The sequence below is a fragment of the Aequorivita nionensis genome, from assembly GCF_046352995.1.
Classification (GTDB): domain Bacteria; phylum Bacteroidota; class Bacteroidia; order Flavobacteriales; family Flavobacteriaceae; genus Aequorivita; species Aequorivita nionensis.
Window position 1 is genome coordinate 103,033 of record NZ_CP130281.1, and the last position, 17,043, is coordinate 120,075.

Annotated in this window: 9 protein-coding genes and 1 pseudogene; 8 read left to right on the plus strand and 2 right to left on the minus strand. The window is 35.3% G+C overall.

From position 1 onward, the window contains the following. Positions 1 to 319: 319 nt before the first annotated feature. The 3 genes and pseudogenes from Q2U82_RS00535 to tnpA all read left to right on the plus strand — a co-directional run. A pseudogene (locus Q2U82_RS00535) lies at positions 320 to 388 on the plus strand (hypothetical protein); the annotation flags it as partial. 46 nt (positions 389 to 434) lie between these two features. Then, positions 435 to 1,943: a gliding motility-associated C-terminal domain-containing protein gene (locus tag Q2U82_RS00540; protein ID WP_410007102.1), complete on the plus strand. Its 1,509-nt coding sequence runs from the start codon at positions 435 to 437 to the stop codon at positions 1,941 to 1,943. A gap of 167 nt (positions 1,944 to 2,110) precedes the next feature. After that, positions 2,111 to 2,572 (plus strand): IS200/IS605 family transposase, encoded by a 462-nt coding sequence (gene tnpA / locus Q2U82_RS00545; RefSeq protein ID WP_410005833.1) that lies wholly within the window; start codon positions 2,111 to 2,113, stop codon positions 2,570 to 2,572. Between the two features lie 335 nt (positions 2,573 to 2,907). Here the strand turns inward: tnpA and Q2U82_RS00550 are convergent, their stop codons facing one another. After that, entirely contained in the window at positions 2,908 to 4,791 is a 1,884-nt protein-coding gene (locus Q2U82_RS00550; protein WP_410005834.1) for a YfbK domain-containing protein, read from the minus strand. A 406-nt stretch (positions 4,792 to 5,197) separates the two neighbouring features. On the opposite strand from Q2U82_RS00550, the gene Q2U82_RS00555 reads away from it, so the two are divergent. The 3 genes from Q2U82_RS00555 to Q2U82_RS00565 all read left to right on the plus strand — a co-directional run bounded on the left by Q2U82_RS00555 (position 5,198) and on the right by Q2U82_RS00565 (position 8,188). Further along, the gene (locus Q2U82_RS00555) at positions 5,198 to 5,899 is read left to right on the plus strand and encodes a hypothetical protein (RefSeq protein WP_410005835.1); all 702 of its coding nucleotides are present in this window, start codon (positions 5,198 to 5,200) and stop codon (positions 5,897 to 5,899) included. Between the two features lie 172 nt (positions 5,900 to 6,071). Further along, complete coding sequence (locus tag Q2U82_RS00560) at positions 6,072 to 7,415, plus strand: DUF2130 domain-containing protein (RefSeq protein ID WP_410005836.1); 1,344 nt, start codon at positions 6,072 to 6,074, stop codon at positions 7,413 to 7,415. A 233-nt stretch (positions 7,416 to 7,648) separates the two neighbouring features. After that, on the plus strand, positions 7,649 to 8,188 hold the full coding sequence (locus Q2U82_RS00565; protein ID WP_410005837.1) for a DUF7010 family protein: 540 nt from the start codon (positions 7,649 to 7,651) through the stop codon (positions 8,186 to 8,188). Positions 8,189 to 8,267: 79 nt separating this feature from the next. Here the strand turns inward: Q2U82_RS00565 and Q2U82_RS00570 are convergent, their stop codons facing one another. Then, a complete protein-coding gene (locus tag Q2U82_RS00570; protein ID WP_410005838.1) occupies positions 8,268 to 10,133 on the minus strand; it encodes a B12-binding domain-containing radical SAM protein in 1,866 nt (621 codons plus the stop codon). 306 nt (positions 10,134 to 10,439) lie between these two features. On the opposite strand from Q2U82_RS00570, the gene Q2U82_RS00575 reads away from it, so the two are divergent. Together Q2U82_RS00575 and avs4 are read left to right on the plus strand one after the other, a co-directional pair. Then, a complete protein-coding gene (locus Q2U82_RS00575; RefSeq protein WP_410005839.1) occupies positions 10,440 to 12,251 on the plus strand; it encodes a hypothetical protein in 1,812 nt (603 codons plus the stop codon). A 71-nt stretch (positions 12,252 to 12,322) separates the two neighbouring features. Then, positions 12,323 to 17,029, plus strand: coding sequence for an AVAST type 4 anti-phage nuclease Avs4 (avs4, locus tag Q2U82_RS00580; RefSeq protein WP_410005840.1), 4,707 nt, complete (start codon positions 12,323 to 12,325; stop codon positions 17,027 to 17,029). Positions 17,030 to 17,043: the final 14 nt, after the last annotated feature.

Sequence of the window (17,043 nt, forward strand, 5' to 3'; positions counted from 1 at the left end):
TAGTTTATGAAGATGCCAGCCTGCCAAGCAATCAAGTGAATGTTTTTGATGGCTTGGAAAGCGTTTCCCGCAACAACCAAACCTTGGATATTACATTAAACAACCTAATGGTTTTGGATACGCAGGGAGCTAAAATTGGTTTCCTTGCCTGGGAAGGTGATCGCGGAATTTCCATAAACGAAACCCTTCGCATTAACGGAAATATTCTTAGCAATCCGCCACTAAATCCTGCCGACAATGCCTTTAACGGTACCAACAGTTTTACGGGAAGCGATGTGCTTTACAATATGGATATTGATGTTTATCCCATTTCAAATTATATAAGTCCGGGAGACACCTCTGCAAGTATTCAGCTTACCAGTGGCCAGGATTTTGTAATGATCAATAATATTATTACTGTTTTAAATACCGAACTGCCCGATGCTACTATTACCATGGACAATATAATTGGTGGAACGGAATGTGGAAATCGGGAGCTTACAATAGATTATACCGTTTACAATTTGAATAGCACCGATGTTTTGCCTGCGGGAACCCCAATTGCTTTTTATGCAGATGAAACCTTAGTGGCGCAAAGTGCTACCGTGGCATTAATTCCCATTGACGAGCAGGAAAGCGGAAGTATTACGTTCACAGTTCCCAACGGTATTGGAGCCGATTTTATTCTGAAAGCTGTTGTTGATGATACCGGAAATGGCACTGGAATTGTTGATGAAATTAACGAAGACAACAATGAAGACGAAACGCCAATTCATTTGCTTTTAAATCCAGTAATCACAGGACTTCACAATCTGGAAACCTGTGATGTTATTGGCGAGGAATTTTTCGATTTAACCGAAGCCACTTCACAAATAGACCCAATTTATGAATTGAGCTTTCACTTTTCAGAAGCAGATGCGCAGAACAACGAAAACCCCATTCCCAACCCGGAAACTTTTCAAAATACCGAAAACCCGCAAACTATTTACATCCGCGTTTCAAACCCGGATTGTTTTCTAATTGACAGTTTTACGGTGGAAGTACTCCCCTGTCCATTGCCGGATGCGACCATTGAACTGCCAGAAATTTCTGCCTGCAGGAATCGCGCTTTATTGCTTCCGTTTACGGTGTTTAATTTGGAAGCCACGGCCTCTTTACCATCCAATACTTCGATAGCTTTTTATACGGATGGGGTTTTGTTGGGGCTTTCGCAAACGCAACAAGCTATTCCAATTGGCGGAAGTGAAAATGGCGAAATCGAACTCCTTTTACCCGAAAGTTTGTCCGATACATTTACCATCACCGCAGTGGTGGATGATGATGGCAACGGCAACGGCGCGGTGGAGGAACTTCGGGAGGACAATAACAGTTTTACGCAAACAATTTCTTTTGAAAGCATTCCTCCTATCCCAAATCTGCCAAATTTGTTGGAGTGCGATACAGGTTTTGATACGGCTATTTTCGATTTGACTGAACAAGACGAATTAATTCGTACGGGGCAGGATGATGTGGTTCAATATTTCACTACTTCCGAAGATGCTTTGCAAAATACAAACCCTATCAGCAATCCTTCCACATATCAAAACAGTACAGATCCGCAAACAATTTATGTGCGCTTGGAAAACGATATCTGTTTTGCCACAGCTTCCTTTTTATTGACCACGGAAAACTGCGCACCTTTTATCCCCCAAGGTTTTTCGCCTAACGGTGATGGTATAAATGATGCATTTGAAATCAGCAACCTTTTAAACATTTACGAAAACTTTGAGCTAAATATCTATTCCCGCGAAGGCAACCTGATACACACTGCCCATAATGCAGATGGTTTTTGGGATGGCGTGGCAACACAAGGACTCCTTTTTACAGGAAACGTTGTTCCGGTTGGCACCTATTATTACGTTTTGGTTTTGAACGACCCTAAATATCCCGATGCTTTTATTGGGTGGGTTTATGTGAATTATTAATCGTTTTTATAATATTATATTTGAAATATTAACCGTTGGAATATGCTGTACCTAACGGCACATAAAACATTTCGCCAAACATTTGGCTACCTAGATTTTGTCCCTAACGGGACATAATATTAATAGCAAAAATGTCCCGTTAGGTACTGAATATAAATTTACAAGTCATGGCAAACACCTACACACAAATCCACATCCAAGCCGTTTTTGCAGTGCAAAACAGACAGAGCCTAATCAATCCAGAATGGAAAGATGAGTTATATAAATACATCACAGGTATTATTCAAAGCTACAACCATAAAATGCTTCAAATAAATGGAATGCCAGACCATATCCATATCTTTTTTGGAATGCGCCCCACACAATCGCTATCTGATTTGATGAAACAGGTAAAGCAAGATTCTTCAAAATGGATAAATACTAAAGGATTCGTAAATGGAAAATTTTCTTGGCAAGAAGGATATGGGGCATTTTCCTATTCAAAATCACACATTCCTCGGGTTATTAAATATATTACAAATCAAGAAGAGCATCATAAAACCAAAACATTTGCCAATGAATATTTGGAATTATTAAAAGAATCAGGAATTGATTATGATGAACGTTATATATTAAAAACGGTAACATAGCATATGCTGTACCTAACGGCACAGAAAACATCACGTCCCACATTTAGCTACCGAGATATAGTCCCTAACGGGACATAATATTGGAAGCAAATTGTCCCCTTAGGAAAAACATATTGGTGAAAAAACGGGCGGATCAACCGTGCCGTTAGGTACGGAATATGGGTAAAAAAACACAACCAACAAACCATGTCCCGTTAGGGACAACATATGGGTAAAGCATCCAACCATCAAATCCTGTCCCGTTAGGTACGGCATATCGGTAACTGAGGAAGAGCGCTTGCGCGCCCTTCCCTTCAAAAAAACCAAACAACCTCAATAAATCATAGTTCAAAAATTTACTTGCTGCTTTTTACCAAGCGGATAAACTCGGCACGGTAGCCGTCTGCGTCGGTTCCTTTGCCTGCTTCTGCTAAGGCTATAACGTCTTCTTTCTTTTTGGTGTTTATAAACTCAGACTTGCGGAGTTGCATTCCGAAGAGCGCCACTGCTGCTGAAAATTTTAAATCCTCGGGAGCGTTTTCAATAGAACTGTTGTCGTCTTTTACTGTTTTTACAATCAATTTGCTCACGTTGCCATCCGGTTCTTTGTATCGGAATTTTACTGTAAGCATTTCATCTGTATAGTTCTGATTGGTTTGCTTAGTGTATTTCAAATTGTCTATATCTTTCAAATACTTACTTTTTACACCCACAGGAATTATCTCATACAAAGCGGTAACGGTGTGACCGCTTCCCAATTCGCCTGCATCTTTGGTGTCGTCCTTAAAATCTTCATCGTTAAGCAAACGGTTTTCGTAACCGATCAATCTGTACGCCTGTACTTTTGCAGGATTAAATTCCACTTGAATTTTTACGTCTTTAGCGATGGTGTAAAGCGTTCCAAAGAACTCTGTCCCCAACACTTTCTGCGCTTCTTGGGTCGTGTCTATATAAGCGTGGTTTCCGTTGCCTTTGTCGGCTAGGGTTTCCAGCTTGCTGTCTTTGTAGTTGCCCATCCCAAAACCTAAACAGGTTAAGAAAACACCGCTTTTGCGTTTTTCCTCAATCAAGTCTTCCATGGATCGGTCGCTGGATGCGCCTACGTTGAAATCGCCATCGGTGGCTAGGATTATGCGGTTGTTGCCACCTTTACTGAAGTTTTCTTCTGCAACTTTATAAGCTAGCTGAATACCGGCACCTCCTGCGGTAGAACCTCCCGCGCTTAAATTATCTATAGCCTGGCGTATTTTAATTTTCTCAGCCCCAGAAGTTGGAGGCAATACCAAGCCAGCAGCACCTGCATATACCACAATGGAAACCTTGTCTTTTTCCCTTAGCTTATCTACCAATACGTTTAGTGCAGCTTTTAGCAATGGCAATTTGTTTGGACTTTCCATAGACCCAGAAACATCCAACAAGAACACAAGGTTTGATGGCGGCACGTTGTCCATAGAAATATCTTTTCCTTTTAAACCAATTCGCACCAACTTGGCATTTTGGTTCCAAGGAGAATTTACTACATCTGCAGTAATGGAAAAGGGATCTTTACCTGTGGGTTGTGGATAATTGTAGGCAAAATAGTTTACCATTTCCTCAATCTTCACGGCATCCTGCGGCACTTCCTGTCCGTTGTTTAGCATGCGGCGGATGTTGCTATAGCCAGCTTTATCAACGTCAATTGAAAAAGTGGAAAGTGGCGCTGTGGAAACACTTTTAAAGATGTTCTCTTCAATACGTCCGTAGGATTCGTTATCTGAAACACGGTTATTGTTTGTATAACCTCTTGAGCCATATAAAGAAGAATTTACTTGAACTCCCGTTGCTTTGCCTTTTAACTTTCTTTCTTTTTTTGAAGTAGCATAGTTATCATTTCTTCTAACGCTATAACCCATTGCTTTTCTGATGGCATCGTTGTTTTCGGAATAGCCCGTAACAACAACCTCATCTAAAACTGCACTGGGTTTCATAGAGACATTAATAATATTATGGTTCTTAACTCGAACTTCTTTGGTTTCAAAACCGACATAGGAGAAAACCAATTTTTGCCCTATTTGAGCATTAATACTGTATCTGCCATCAAAATCTGTTTGGGTGCCATCGCTTGTCTCTTTTATAATAATATTCGCTCCCGGCAACGGAAGTCCAGTATCGTCGGTTACGGTACCACTAATGGTTACTGTTTGTGCGTGAAGCTGAAAGCCCAGCAACGCAACTGCTAAAAATGTGAAAAGTGTTTTCATAATGTGTGGTTTTAGTGTTAAACTTGAAGTAAAACTACCGCACACACCGACCTTATAAAATAAGGAATGAGGGAACAGAGGGTTTGGATGAGGGAAGGCTTTAAATAATTTTTTGAATTGTTACAACATAAACAATAAGTGTTAAATTTCCGCTCAATATTTCCCAGGCTTTTATTAATTTTTTGGTACAGCCTAAGCCAAATAACATTCTCCGGTCACTCACAGCTCTTCGTCAATCACTACAAAGAGAAGGAAAGGGCGGCTAAGGTTATTATAAATGATTTAAAAAACCACTTTTAACAAAACACTATTGGCAGTAACCCACGATTTGGAAGTTGAGAAAACAAAGGATTTTTTGAAGTAAACAGATTTATAAAAAATCAAACTTAAGAAGTATATTGCCCCTATGATAGATTTACCTAAAGCTACAAATCAAATTCACCTAGTCACAAATTTTAAAGACCTGGTGTCCAAACCTTTTCAAGGAGAAACGAATGCGATTTGTTGGACGCGCCAATTAACAGGTGATTTTTCTGAGATTGTAAAAAAAGTGGAACTAACAGAAAATATAGCAACGCTTGGTGAAGAAGAACTTCGGGAGCTAAAGTTGAGTGAACAAGGTCAACTTGCCCGTGAAACACTCCTGAATGATTTAAAACTCTTGACAGCTCACGGCGCATCTCCAATCCTTAATGTTATAAAATATTATGAAAGGGATGATGCCCTCCCTTTTTTTCCTACCGATGTTTATTCTTTTCACGTAGATCGATCTCCCATTCCCACCGACACCTTTTTATGTACCTATTATGGCGCATCGAGTGATATATTGCCCAATAAGCAAGGCGTACAAAAAGTACTTATCCCCGAAATACGCACTGAACTCCAAAAAATATACGATGGCGCAGATGATGCTGGTTTTGAAGCCTTTTTAAAGGAATATTTCTTTGATCTCCACTATCAGGCATTACCGCAAGCAGAACCTATCTGTTTAGGCATTGGCCATTTATGGCGATTGGCGATTGATCATCCTAAAAGCAAAGTTCCTCCTTGTTTGCATCGTGCACCCAAAGAAAAAGATGGGCAGCCAAGGTTATTGATGATCTGTTAAATAAAATCTATATTTGTTATTCTCCCCTTTTAATTTGCTCCTTTACGGATTTTCGTAAATTGTGAATTTGAATTATTATTACATTTAAAGTTTAATTGTGTTCCGAATATATAATTGGAATCGACCCGCATAGCATGTATGCATATGCTTGATCTATTAACAAATACAAAACATGAACGAAATAATCTGCCCAAACTGTAAAAAAGCCTTTAAAGTTGATGAAGCCGGTTTTGCTGATATACTGAAGCAAGTTCGCGATCACGAATTTGAACATGAGTTAAACAATCGGTTAACACTTGCGGAAAAGGAAAAAGAAAGCGCCGTAAAGCTCGCGGAAGCCAACATAAAAAATACATTGCAAGAGCAACTTGCAAAAAAGGATCACGAACTAACAGTTTTAAAAGCGAAAAGCGACAGTGAACTCGCCGAAAAATTAACCCAAAAAGAAAGGGAGATAAACGAACTTAAATCGCAAAGTGAACGCTTGCTTGCCGAACAATTAGCCAAAAAAGAAGCTGAGATTGCTGATATGAAAGCGAAAATCCAAAATGCGGAGATCGACAAAAAACTCACCGTCGGAGAGGCCATTCGCGCCATTGAAAAAGAACGCGATACATTGGCTAGCGATTTAAAAATAAAAGAAACCGAGGCGCAACTACTTGAAAAGTCTATTAGGGAACAGTTTACGAACAAGCTTTTGGTAAAGGACGAAACCATCAAAATGAAGGATGATGAAATTGACCGCTTAAAAGACTTTAAGCAAAAGCTTTCCACAAAAATGATTGGCGAAACCTTGGAACAGCATTGCGAAGCCGAGTTCAATAAACTGCGGGCAACGGCTTTTCAAAATGCCTATTTTGAAAAGGACAACGATGCCCGGGGCGGCAACAAAGGCGATTTTATTTACAGGGAAACCGATGAAGCGGGCAATGAAATCATTTCCATTATGTTCGAAATGAAAAATGAGAACGATGAAACTGCTACAAAAAAGAGAAATGATGATTTTTTTGCAAAACTTGACAAAGACCGAACAGAAAAGAAGTGTGAATATGCAGTGCTGGTTTCCCTACTTGAGGCCGAAAATGAATTCTATAACACAGGAATTGTTGATGTGTCGCATCGTTTTAAAAAAATGTACGTGGTACGGCCCCAATTTTTCATTCCCATTATCACCCTGCTTCGCAATGCGGCAATGAACTCCATGCAATACAAAGCAGAGCTGAGTTTGATAAAAAACCAAAACGTGGACATTACCAATTTTGAGGAAAAAATAAACACATTTAAAGAAGGCTTTGCCCGCAATTATGATTTGGCCAGCAGGCAATTTAAAACAGCCATTGAGGAAATAGACAAAACAATGGATCACCTGCAAAAGACAAAAGACAATCTGTTGGCATCCGTAAACAACCTGCGTCTTGCCAATAATAAGGCGGAAGATCTAACCATTAAAAAATTGACCAGAGGAAACCCAACAATGACAGAGAAGTTTGATGAGCTTTCAGGGAAGGGGAAATAATTTTTTGAAGTTGTGTTTATTTTAATTGATTCCCAATAAAGTTAAAGAATTTAAAGTAGAACCAAGAACCAAGAGCCAAGAGCCAAGAGCGAAAAGCGAAAAGCGAAACTCACAAACTCACAAATTCACAAATTCACACATTCACACATTCACACATTCACAAATTCACAAACTCACAAACTCACAAATTCACACATTCACAAAAAATCCTAAACCTTAAAGCTTAAATAAAAATGAAAATAACCTTAGAAGAACAGCGCATTGAATTCTCCAACCAACCCTTTCTTGCCACTCCTTTAGCCGGATTGATTGTTTGGACTATAATTGGTTTTGCAGGAATATTTTTCTCTGATTTTGTTGCTGTTTGGTCAATTTTTATAGGCACTGGCAGCATTGTTTACTTAGGTTTATTTCTTTCAAAATTTACGGGTGAAAATTTTCTCGATAAAAGCAAACCCAAAAATGAATTTGATACGCTCTTCCTTTTTACGGCTGGGCAGGCAATTTTAGTGTACGCAATTGCAATCCCATTTTTCTTAGTGGACTATTCTTCCCTTCCAATGACGGTCGGGATTTTAACTGGATTAATGTGGCTGCCATTTTCTTGGATTATTAAACATTGGGTGGGCATTTTTCACGCCATTACAAGAACCCTAACTGTTGTAGCGCTTTGGTATCTTTTACCCGAACATCGTTTTATAGCAATACCTTTCAGCATTGTTTTAATTTATATAGTGACTTTAGTTATTCTGAAAAACAGGAAAAAAATTTAAGGAAAAGAGCGAAAAGCGAAAAACCAAGAGCCAAGAGCCAAGAGCCAAGAGCCAAGAGCCAATAACTAAACATCAACCATCAACCAACAACCAACAAAAACCCCTCAATCAAATCCGCAGGATGCCTAGTAGCAACCACCGGAAACTCAAACCAGTTTTGCAAAGGCACATCAAACCCAGTCCCGTTTAAATAATTGTGCAAGGCAAGATTCAATCCATTCGTATATTTTGGATGGTCGGCCCCTTGCGGATCTTCGTGCCATAAATCGTTTTGGGCGAAACCTTCAAATTCGGGTCCCGTAACAATAATTCCAAAATCCTGCGGGTTTTTGCCAATCGGGCTGTGAACCGTAGTAGTAAACTGATGCCAATAGGCACTCTGAATACAATTCCGTTGAAACAATTGCCTAACCACTTCCAGCGAATCAATGGTTTCCTGTTCCGTTTGGGTGGGAAAGCCATACATCAAATAGGCGTGCACCATAATATTGTTTTCGGAAAAGTTATGCGTCACCCGCGTTACTTGGGCAATATCAACCCCTTTCTTCATTTTCGCCAATAATCGGTCCGAAGCAACTTCCAAACCTCCTGTTACCGCTATACATCCCGATTTCGCCATCACTTCGCAAAGTTCAAAACTAAAAGTCTTTTCAAAACGGATGTTCGTCCACCAAGTAATCTTCACATTCCGTGCTATCAAGGCATTGGATAACACCCGCAACATTTTAGGCGGCGCGGCTTCATCCACAAAATGAAACCCTGTTATACCCGTGTCCTTTACTATCTTTTCAATCTTATCCACCAAATCCTCGGCAGTGGTGTTTTGGTAATTCCCAATATAATCCAAGCTCACATCACAAAACGAGCACTGTTTCCAATAACAGCCGTGCGAAATCGTCATTTTGTTCCAGCGGGCATCCGTCCACATACGGTGCATCGGGTTTACAACATCCAAAAAGGAAACATATTTCTGAAAAGGCAAGCCAGAATAATCGGGTGCGGGCAATTTGCTATGGTGATAAATGGTGTTCGGAAGTTTATCCATATAAACAACGGCACCGTTTTCCAGCACATACGTTCGTTCCAAACCCGTTATGCCAACTTTCCCTTCCAGATACCGAACTATTTTCAACAAAGGCCCTTCCCCATCGTCCAACGAAATAAAATCCACAAACTCAAAAATACGTGGGTCGGTTAGCGAACGCAGTTCGGTATTGCAATAGCCACCGCCAAAGGCAACGTGTATTTCTGGAAAAAACTGTTTCGTAAACTGGGCACACCGCAAGGCCGCAAACAAATTCCCCGGAAAAGGAATGGTAAAGCAGACCAAAAGCGGCTGCTCTTCTTTAATTTTTTCAATTAAAATATCCAGCATCTTCTCCTCAATAAGCGTGGGAGGATAACTTAAAAATTCGTCCAGCTCATTAAAGCTACTTGCAGAAGTGCCAATCTGCTCGGCATATTTCGTAAAGGCAAAAAACTCATCCACATTGGCGTGAATAAAATCGCCTATCTCCTCAATAAACAGCGTGCCGTAATGCTTTGCCTTATCAATAATGCCAAGGTCTCCCGCAGCCCATTTAATATCCGTATTCACCTTAGCCAATCGATGCCCTACCGGTAAAAATCCAGGTTCCAAGATTCTATGCGCCATTGCTATATCCTGCTTTTGAAGAAAGCCAATAACCTCATCCACGCAGGCAATATACAGCGACTTCATTTTGCGAACTTCCGGATAATCATAATGCTTTAAATCCTGCGCTTCTTGAAACACAGCCCGAAGAAAATCCCCCGTAAAAATTTCGGTGAAAAGTTCAATACTTAGATCGCATTGCTGTACGGCAATGTCATGCGCCTCCAAAAACCCTTTTAAATAGGCCGATGCCGGGTAGGCAGTATTTAACTGCGTAAAGGGGGGCGTTATAAAAAGGATCTTGGACTGCATGGGGCAAAGATAGAGTTCTTTAAAATAAGTTGATTGGAATTAGTTTTGATATTTGTTTAGTACGGAAGTGTTTGATTTTTAAATTATTATTTTATATTTGAAACTCTCCCCGATTAAATAAGCGCATAGTTACGGTTTTCTGTAAAATGATCAGCTTGACTATCATTACATTTAAAGTTATTAAACAAGTCAATTTTTTGAATAAATATTATACTGTTATTTATCAGAATGATAGTCGATATAGAAATAAATAATTTCTATATCAATGATTTGTTCTTAATTCATCGAATCATATAAACTTTTAAAATGACTGAAAAACAAAAGCTTGAAAACGTAATTATTAATGAAAATGCATATTTTTTCAGGAATGATGATAATATCCTATTAAGCAATTCAAAAATTGAAAGAGTATTTAGGAATGTTTCAACAGCCAAAAGTGGAAATTATCTTTTACGCAAAATCAGAGAAGCAATAGTTATTGGTAGGGTAAATGTAATTTACTCATTTTGTACATTTAAATTTAATTCCAAACCAACATTTATTGATAAACCAATTACAAATTGGACTGAAACGAAATTAGCTTATCTATTAATTATAGAAATTGACGATTACATTATAATAAGCAGAAAAAACATATCGAAAGTTCAAGATTTCGTCAAACAATTTAATCCTTTAGATTATGCTGTTTTATCAACATTATTTGTCAACGATTATACTTTACTCGAGAAATTCAATTTGAAAAATTTAAATGTTTCAGATAAAGCATTAAGAGAAAAAAGCCTTGAGGCCATTAATTTGAAAGAAAATTTTTCAGCGCTTGGAGCAAATAATTATATGCTCAATTCTTTACGCGTAAGCAATAATGATGAAAAAATATCATTAAGTCTCAATTCATCTAGAATAAATAAATTAGGTAGAAAAAATTCCATTGAACAATTTTGTGCCTGGGCAAAAAATTTAGTTGATCAACTTAATGTGCATACTAATCGAGAAACTTTCTTATCTGTTTTTGCTGAACCACAAGATTACGAAATTTTGAAAGATTCGATTGTTCCAATTTCTGCTCTTTTCGTTTTCAGTAAACTATATAGTGACTTTGAAAACGGTTTAATTACTAGATCTTATATTGAATATATTTATGATGACGGAGAAATCGTTGAACGTAATATTGACTTACTTCGTCATTTAAGCAAGTTTGAAAGACTATCAAATATAGTTCTTGATAATCATACTTATAATATTATAAATAAAAGTGCTAATGATTTACAATTGCGGCTCAATGATAAATCAATTTCAATAAGATCACAAAAATTGAAAAGCATAATGTTAGAAAGGGAAAATGGCTCGTTGTACACGATGGTCGATTACATAAATTATACCAGTGGTTTTATAATTAATTTTGAAGATATTGATTTAGTTTACAGCAATCGCAAACTTTTCAAAGACAATCGTCTTTTAGGTAATATTGATCACTTTATGAAGATTTTTATTCCCCATCAGGAAATTGTAGGAATCACTGGAGAAAAAGGTAATTTTACAACTATCCAAACTGATTTTGAAAATACAAGTCTGTTTGGATTTGTGGAAGATATATTTTTAAATGATTTTGATTATTTTATTTGTGACGATTTAGGTCGAGAATGGGCTGATCATATTGGAATAAATGAAGATAAAATAACTCTTTTTCATTCCAAATTTAACGATTCTATTTTTTCAGCGACGGCTTTTCAGGATATAGTTGGCCAAGCTCAAAAAAATTTGGGAAATGTCAGCCCTCAATATTATCAATTAGAAGGTAAAAGAAATTTATGGAATTCTTTATACACAAGTAGTTCTGGTATTGCAACATCTATTCCTCGTTTACGAAAAGGGGCAAATATAGATAATGCAATTACTCAATATCAATCTGCAATGAATAGTCCAAATTTTCATGGAGAAGTCCATTTAGTTATAAATTTTATTTCTAGAGCGACATTACAAACCAATTTAAATTTATTAGTAGAAGGAACTGCTTTTGGTCAAAGAAATGAAACGATACAAATACTCTGGTTTATTTCTTCATTGATCTCCAGTACACAAGAAGTCAATACAAACGTATTTATTCATTGTAAACCTTAATTTAATTTCCTTTTTTAGTACGGGTGTCTCACCCGTGCCCTTCGTACACAAAAAATCAAATTTATACAAATATGAATTGGAATATTTTCAGTTTAAAATATGATAAGCGAGAAGAGTGGGCATTTGAACAATTGTCGTACCTGATTTTCTGTGCCGAATTAAATAATAGAATTGGATTATTTCGTTATAAAAATCAAACTGGAATAGAAACAGAACCGCTAGAGAAGGATGGAGAGTATTATGGATTTCAGGCTAAATATTACACAGTATCACTTTCGGGGAAAAAGTCAGAAATAATTTCGTCAATTAAGAAAGCTAAAAGAGAAAACCCGAAATTGAGTAAGATTCTATTCTATTTGAATAAAGAGTTCTCAGAAAGCAAAAAGAAAGGACAAAAAAAACCAAAATATCAAATCGATATTGAGTCAGAAGTTAGAAAGTTAAAATTAGAAATAATATGGCGTGTACCAAGCCATTTTGAATTACAACTTTCTTTACCTGAAAATAAATATATCTATGATATTTTTTTTAGTCTCGAAGCGAATGAGGGAAAGTTACTTGATGAAATTAAAAATCATAATAAGAATATTTTACAAGCAATTCAAGTAGAAATACCTTTCGGTGAAAGAAAAATAAAAATTGACAGAAGTAATATTATTAAAGAAATAGTAAAAGCTTCCAATAAGAAACAAAATATAATTATTTCTGGTGAAGGAGGTTGTGGGAAAACTGCACTTTTTAAAGAATTTTATAGTCTTCAAAACAGAAAAATTCCCATCTGCATTTTTAAGGCAACAGAATTGAATGTTAATCAGGTCAATGATTTATTCAAATTCGACAACAATTATTCTTTTGCACAGTTCCTTAAAGCTTATCAAAACGAGTCTATTAAAATATTCGTGATTGATTCGGCTGAAAAACTCGCTGAAATTACAAATGGCGATATTTTAAATACTTTAATACAAAAGTTAAATGAGGCTGGATGGAATATAATATTTACTACTCGTTATTCTTATCTCAATGATTTAACATTTCATATTAAAGAGAATTACCAATTATCATTCGTTGTTCATGACATTCCTTTAATAAGTATTGATGAACTAAAATCAATTTCTAAAGATTTTAATTTTTCATTACCCGAAAATCAAAAATTTATTGAAAGACTTAGAAATCTATTTTACCTTAGCGATTATGCTCAATTTTATTCAAATATTGATAAAAAAGGTAATCTTAAATCCTTTATTGAGTTACTCTGGAAAAAAAGAATTCAAAACAATCTTATCCAAAAAGATAATTTACACATTGAAAGAGAAAGATGCTTAATACAAATTGCAGAAAAAAGATGCGCTACAGGTCGCTTTTATATAAATGCTGAAGATTTACCTCAAACTGCATTATTTCAATTAAAGCAAGATGAAATACTTGGGTATGATGATATTCATAATGGATATTTCATTACCCATGACATTTATGAAGAATGGACTTTAGACAAAATTGTTTCTCGTAATTATGCTAATTACTCCGATATTAAACTTTTTTTTGATAAAATAGGGAATTCTTTACCAATACGAAGAGCATTCAGGTTATGGTTATCCGATCAATTATCTGATAACGGTCAAGAAATTGAAAATTTTATCAAGGAAGCCTTTAGTGAAAATTCAATCACGAAATTTTGGAAAGATGAGTTATTAATTTCAGTGTTGCTTTCAGAATATTCAAAGTCGTTCTTTAAGTTTTTTGAAAACGAGATTATTGCTAAGGAATTCCAAATCTTAAAAAGAGTTTTATTTCTTTTAAGGATAGCATGTACTGATATTTCTGCATTTGACAGTATTGATATTATAAAACCTAAAGGTAAAGGTTGGCAAGAGGTCATTGCGTTTATTTATAAATATAAAACTGAATTCTTTGATGACAATCTAAAAATAGTTTTGCCTCTTTTATCAGATTGGTGTAATTATAATAAAAATGGTGAAACTACAAAATACTCAGGTTTACTAGCATTAAGTATTATCCAGAGAACCGAAACCGAACAAAACTTTTATATCCACGACAAGGCTGAAGAAAATCTATCAAAAGTAATTTTTAATGCAGCAAATGAAATTCGGTTAAATTTGAAAGAAGTTTTCGATAAAGTCTTAATTAATAAGTGGTTAAATCATAATGATCCATTTCAAGGTCTATGCTTAAAAATTTTAGTAAAACCTTACTTAGCAAAGGAAGTAATAAAAGTACTTCCTTTATCAGTTATTGATTTATGTGATTTATTTTGGCAAAAACGAGAGAAAAAGCTCGATGATTATGGATATGATAGGGATAGAATAGAAAACAGATATGGTTTAGTATCTAAACACCATAGTTTTGATTATTTTCCAGCAAGTGCAAATCAAACACCTGTCTATTTGTTGCTACAAACAACCTTATGGGATACGCTTAACTTTATAATTGATTTTACAAATAGAGCAGTAATTTACTATCAACAGACTAATTATGATAAAGATGATTTTAAAGAGATTATAATATACCTGGACGGACAAGAAATAAAACAATTTACAAGTTGGACTTTATGGAGCTTATATAGAGGCATTACTGGGCCAAATATTTTACAATGTATCCATATGGCATTAGAAAAGCTTTTATTAGAGCTTTCAAAAATAGTCCCAGTAGAAAAACTCAAACCTATTCTTTTATATATACTTCAAAAATCTAAATCCACTTCTTTAACTTCAATAGTTTGTAGTGTTGTCTTATCAAACCCTGATAAATATTATGACGTAGCCATAATATTATTCAAAACAATAGAACTTTACCATTTAGATTTAAGTAGAAGTTCTAGTGAATTTCAAGTTAAATCAACTTGTTCGATTGGTTATGGTTTAGATAGAACAAAAGACATACTTTATACTGATGAAAGGCTAAAAGCCTGTGAGGATGAACATCGTAATACTCACTTAGAAAGATTGTTGTTAAATTATCAATTATTTGGTGTTAAAGGATTTACCGAAGAAGAAAATACTAAGTTTATTGAAAAGTTATACAATATAATAGATGTACATAAATCTAATCTATCAAAATTCTCAAAATCAGAAGAAGACCTGTATGCTATTTTATTGGCAAGAATGGATAGAAGAAATTTAACTGCTAAGGTTACAGAACAAGTTGATAACAAACTTTTAATAGCGTTTGAACCAAAAGAACTTTCAGACGATCTTAGAGAACAGTCTAAACAAGCTAATATTGTTTTTGAAGAAACCTTCAAATATTCATTTTTAAGAACCTGGTCAGATTTTTTAATCGGTGGAAAGAATCAAAATAAGAGCCCTAAACATGAAGAATACGATAAAAATCCTCTTTTGGCACTTTCAGAGACTAGACAACTAATTGATGAACTTGAAAAAGGCAAAAGAGGTTCAAAAATGTCTGATGATTCTATTCCTGCATTTGTTTGTTCAAAATTAATTATTGAGTACGGAAGTATATTATCTAAAAAAGATAAGAATTTTTGTAAAGAAATAATTCTTTCATCTTTGTCCGGTTTGTTTTCTGATGATTACGCTTATCAAATAAGTGATGGAGTTGAAGCATCTTTTCATGCGGTCCCTAAGTTAATTGAAGAGTTCTCGCATGAAAAAGAAGAACATATTGCCATTATGCTTATGGCATTATTTGATAATACACCCATTGGTCATTATAAAAGAATATGTGATTATGTGATTGAATCTATACACAAATCGAAATTATGGGAAAAAAATCCAAAAGAAGCCCAGACAATACTTATAAGTTATATAAAACTTATTCCTACTTATAAAACCATAGAAGAGGAAAAAAGAAAAGAAGTTGGATATCGAAGAGGAATAGCTAAAAGTTTAATATTAAAAGAGTTTGAAAAACAAACTGCTGATTTTACTCTTTCTAAAGTATCATTTGATATTACAGATATCGACCTATTAAATATACAAGATTTAGAAATCGTCTATCAATTAATCCCGTCTGATACAATAAATAGCATTCATTTAGAGATTATCTCTAAAACATTGCCAATGATAGCCTCTCGCCTCTTAATGAACGAAAGAGACTATGATAGAAAATATGGAGAGGATACTGAAATATATTTGTTACGCCGTCATATTTTCAAAAAACTCACATCTTTTATTTTACTTAGAAAAACAGAAGAAATAGATCTATACCTTCAGCCAATTATAGATTCTTTTGAAGCCACAGAAGAAGCAGCTTCTTTTCTAGGTGAATTTATCACCTCAGAAGATAGACTAAACAAATATGAGCAGTTTTGGTATGTATGGAATAGATTGTATCCAAAAATTATAATATTAAGTAAAAACCGTCAAAATTACTATTTAAAAGAAGTTATAATAAACTACTTATTAGCGTGGCGTTGGTGGAATGAGGACATAGAAGAATGGCATAGTTTGAAAAAAAACAGCTTATCGCTTTACGTTAACGCATCAACCGATATAGGCCATATTCCTAGTGCCTTATATTCAATAACTAGAGTTTTAGATACAATAGGAAGTCAATTTAAAACAGAAGGTATTGATTGGATTTACAATGTTGTATCAAATAATAATCTACTTAAACTTGAAGATTTAGAATCACATACTTTAATTTATTTAGAACGATTTATGAGAAAGTTCATTTTCATTAATAAACAAAAAATTAAAGTAGAAATAAGATTAAAAAACAAAGTTATTCCGATACTAGATTTTATGATTGAAAGAGGTTCTATACATGGTTATTTACTTAGAGAAACTATTTTGTAATAAAAAAACATACT

What these genes read in the sequence shown, in the direction of transcription:
- avs4 (WP_410005840.1), top strand. Translation starts at nt 12,323, where the DNA reads ATGAATTGGAATATTTTCAGTTTAAAATATGATAAGCGAGAAGAGTGG.
- Q2U82_RS00560 (WP_410005836.1), top strand. Translation starts at nt 6,072, where the DNA reads ATGAACGAAATAATCTGCCCAAACTGTAAAAAAGCCTTTAAAGTTGAT.
- Q2U82_RS00550 (WP_410005834.1), bottom strand. Translation starts at nt 4,791, where the DNA reads ATGAAAACACTTTTCACATTTTTAGCAGTTGCGTTGCTGGGCTTTCAG.
- Q2U82_RS00565 (WP_410005837.1), top strand. Translation starts at nt 7,649, where the DNA reads ATGAAAATAACCTTAGAAGAACAGCGCATTGAATTCTCCAACCAACCC.
- Q2U82_RS00555 (WP_410005835.1), top strand. Translation starts at nt 5,198, where the DNA reads ATGATAGATTTACCTAAAGCTACAAATCAAATTCACCTAGTCACAAAT.
- tnpA (WP_410005833.1), top strand. Translation starts at nt 2,111, where the DNA reads ATGGCAAACACCTACACACAAATCCACATCCAAGCCGTTTTTGCAGTG.
- Q2U82_RS00540 (WP_410007102.1), top strand. Translation starts at nt 435, where the DNA reads ATGGACAATATAATTGGTGGAACGGAATGTGGAAATCGGGAGCTTACA.
- Q2U82_RS00575 (WP_410005839.1), top strand. Translation starts at nt 10,440, where the DNA reads ATGACTGAAAAACAAAAGCTTGAAAACGTAATTATTAATGAAAATGCA.
- Q2U82_RS00570 (WP_410005838.1), bottom strand. Translation starts at nt 10,133, where the DNA reads ATGCAGTCCAAGATCCTTTTTATAACGCCCCCCTTTACGCAGTTAAAT.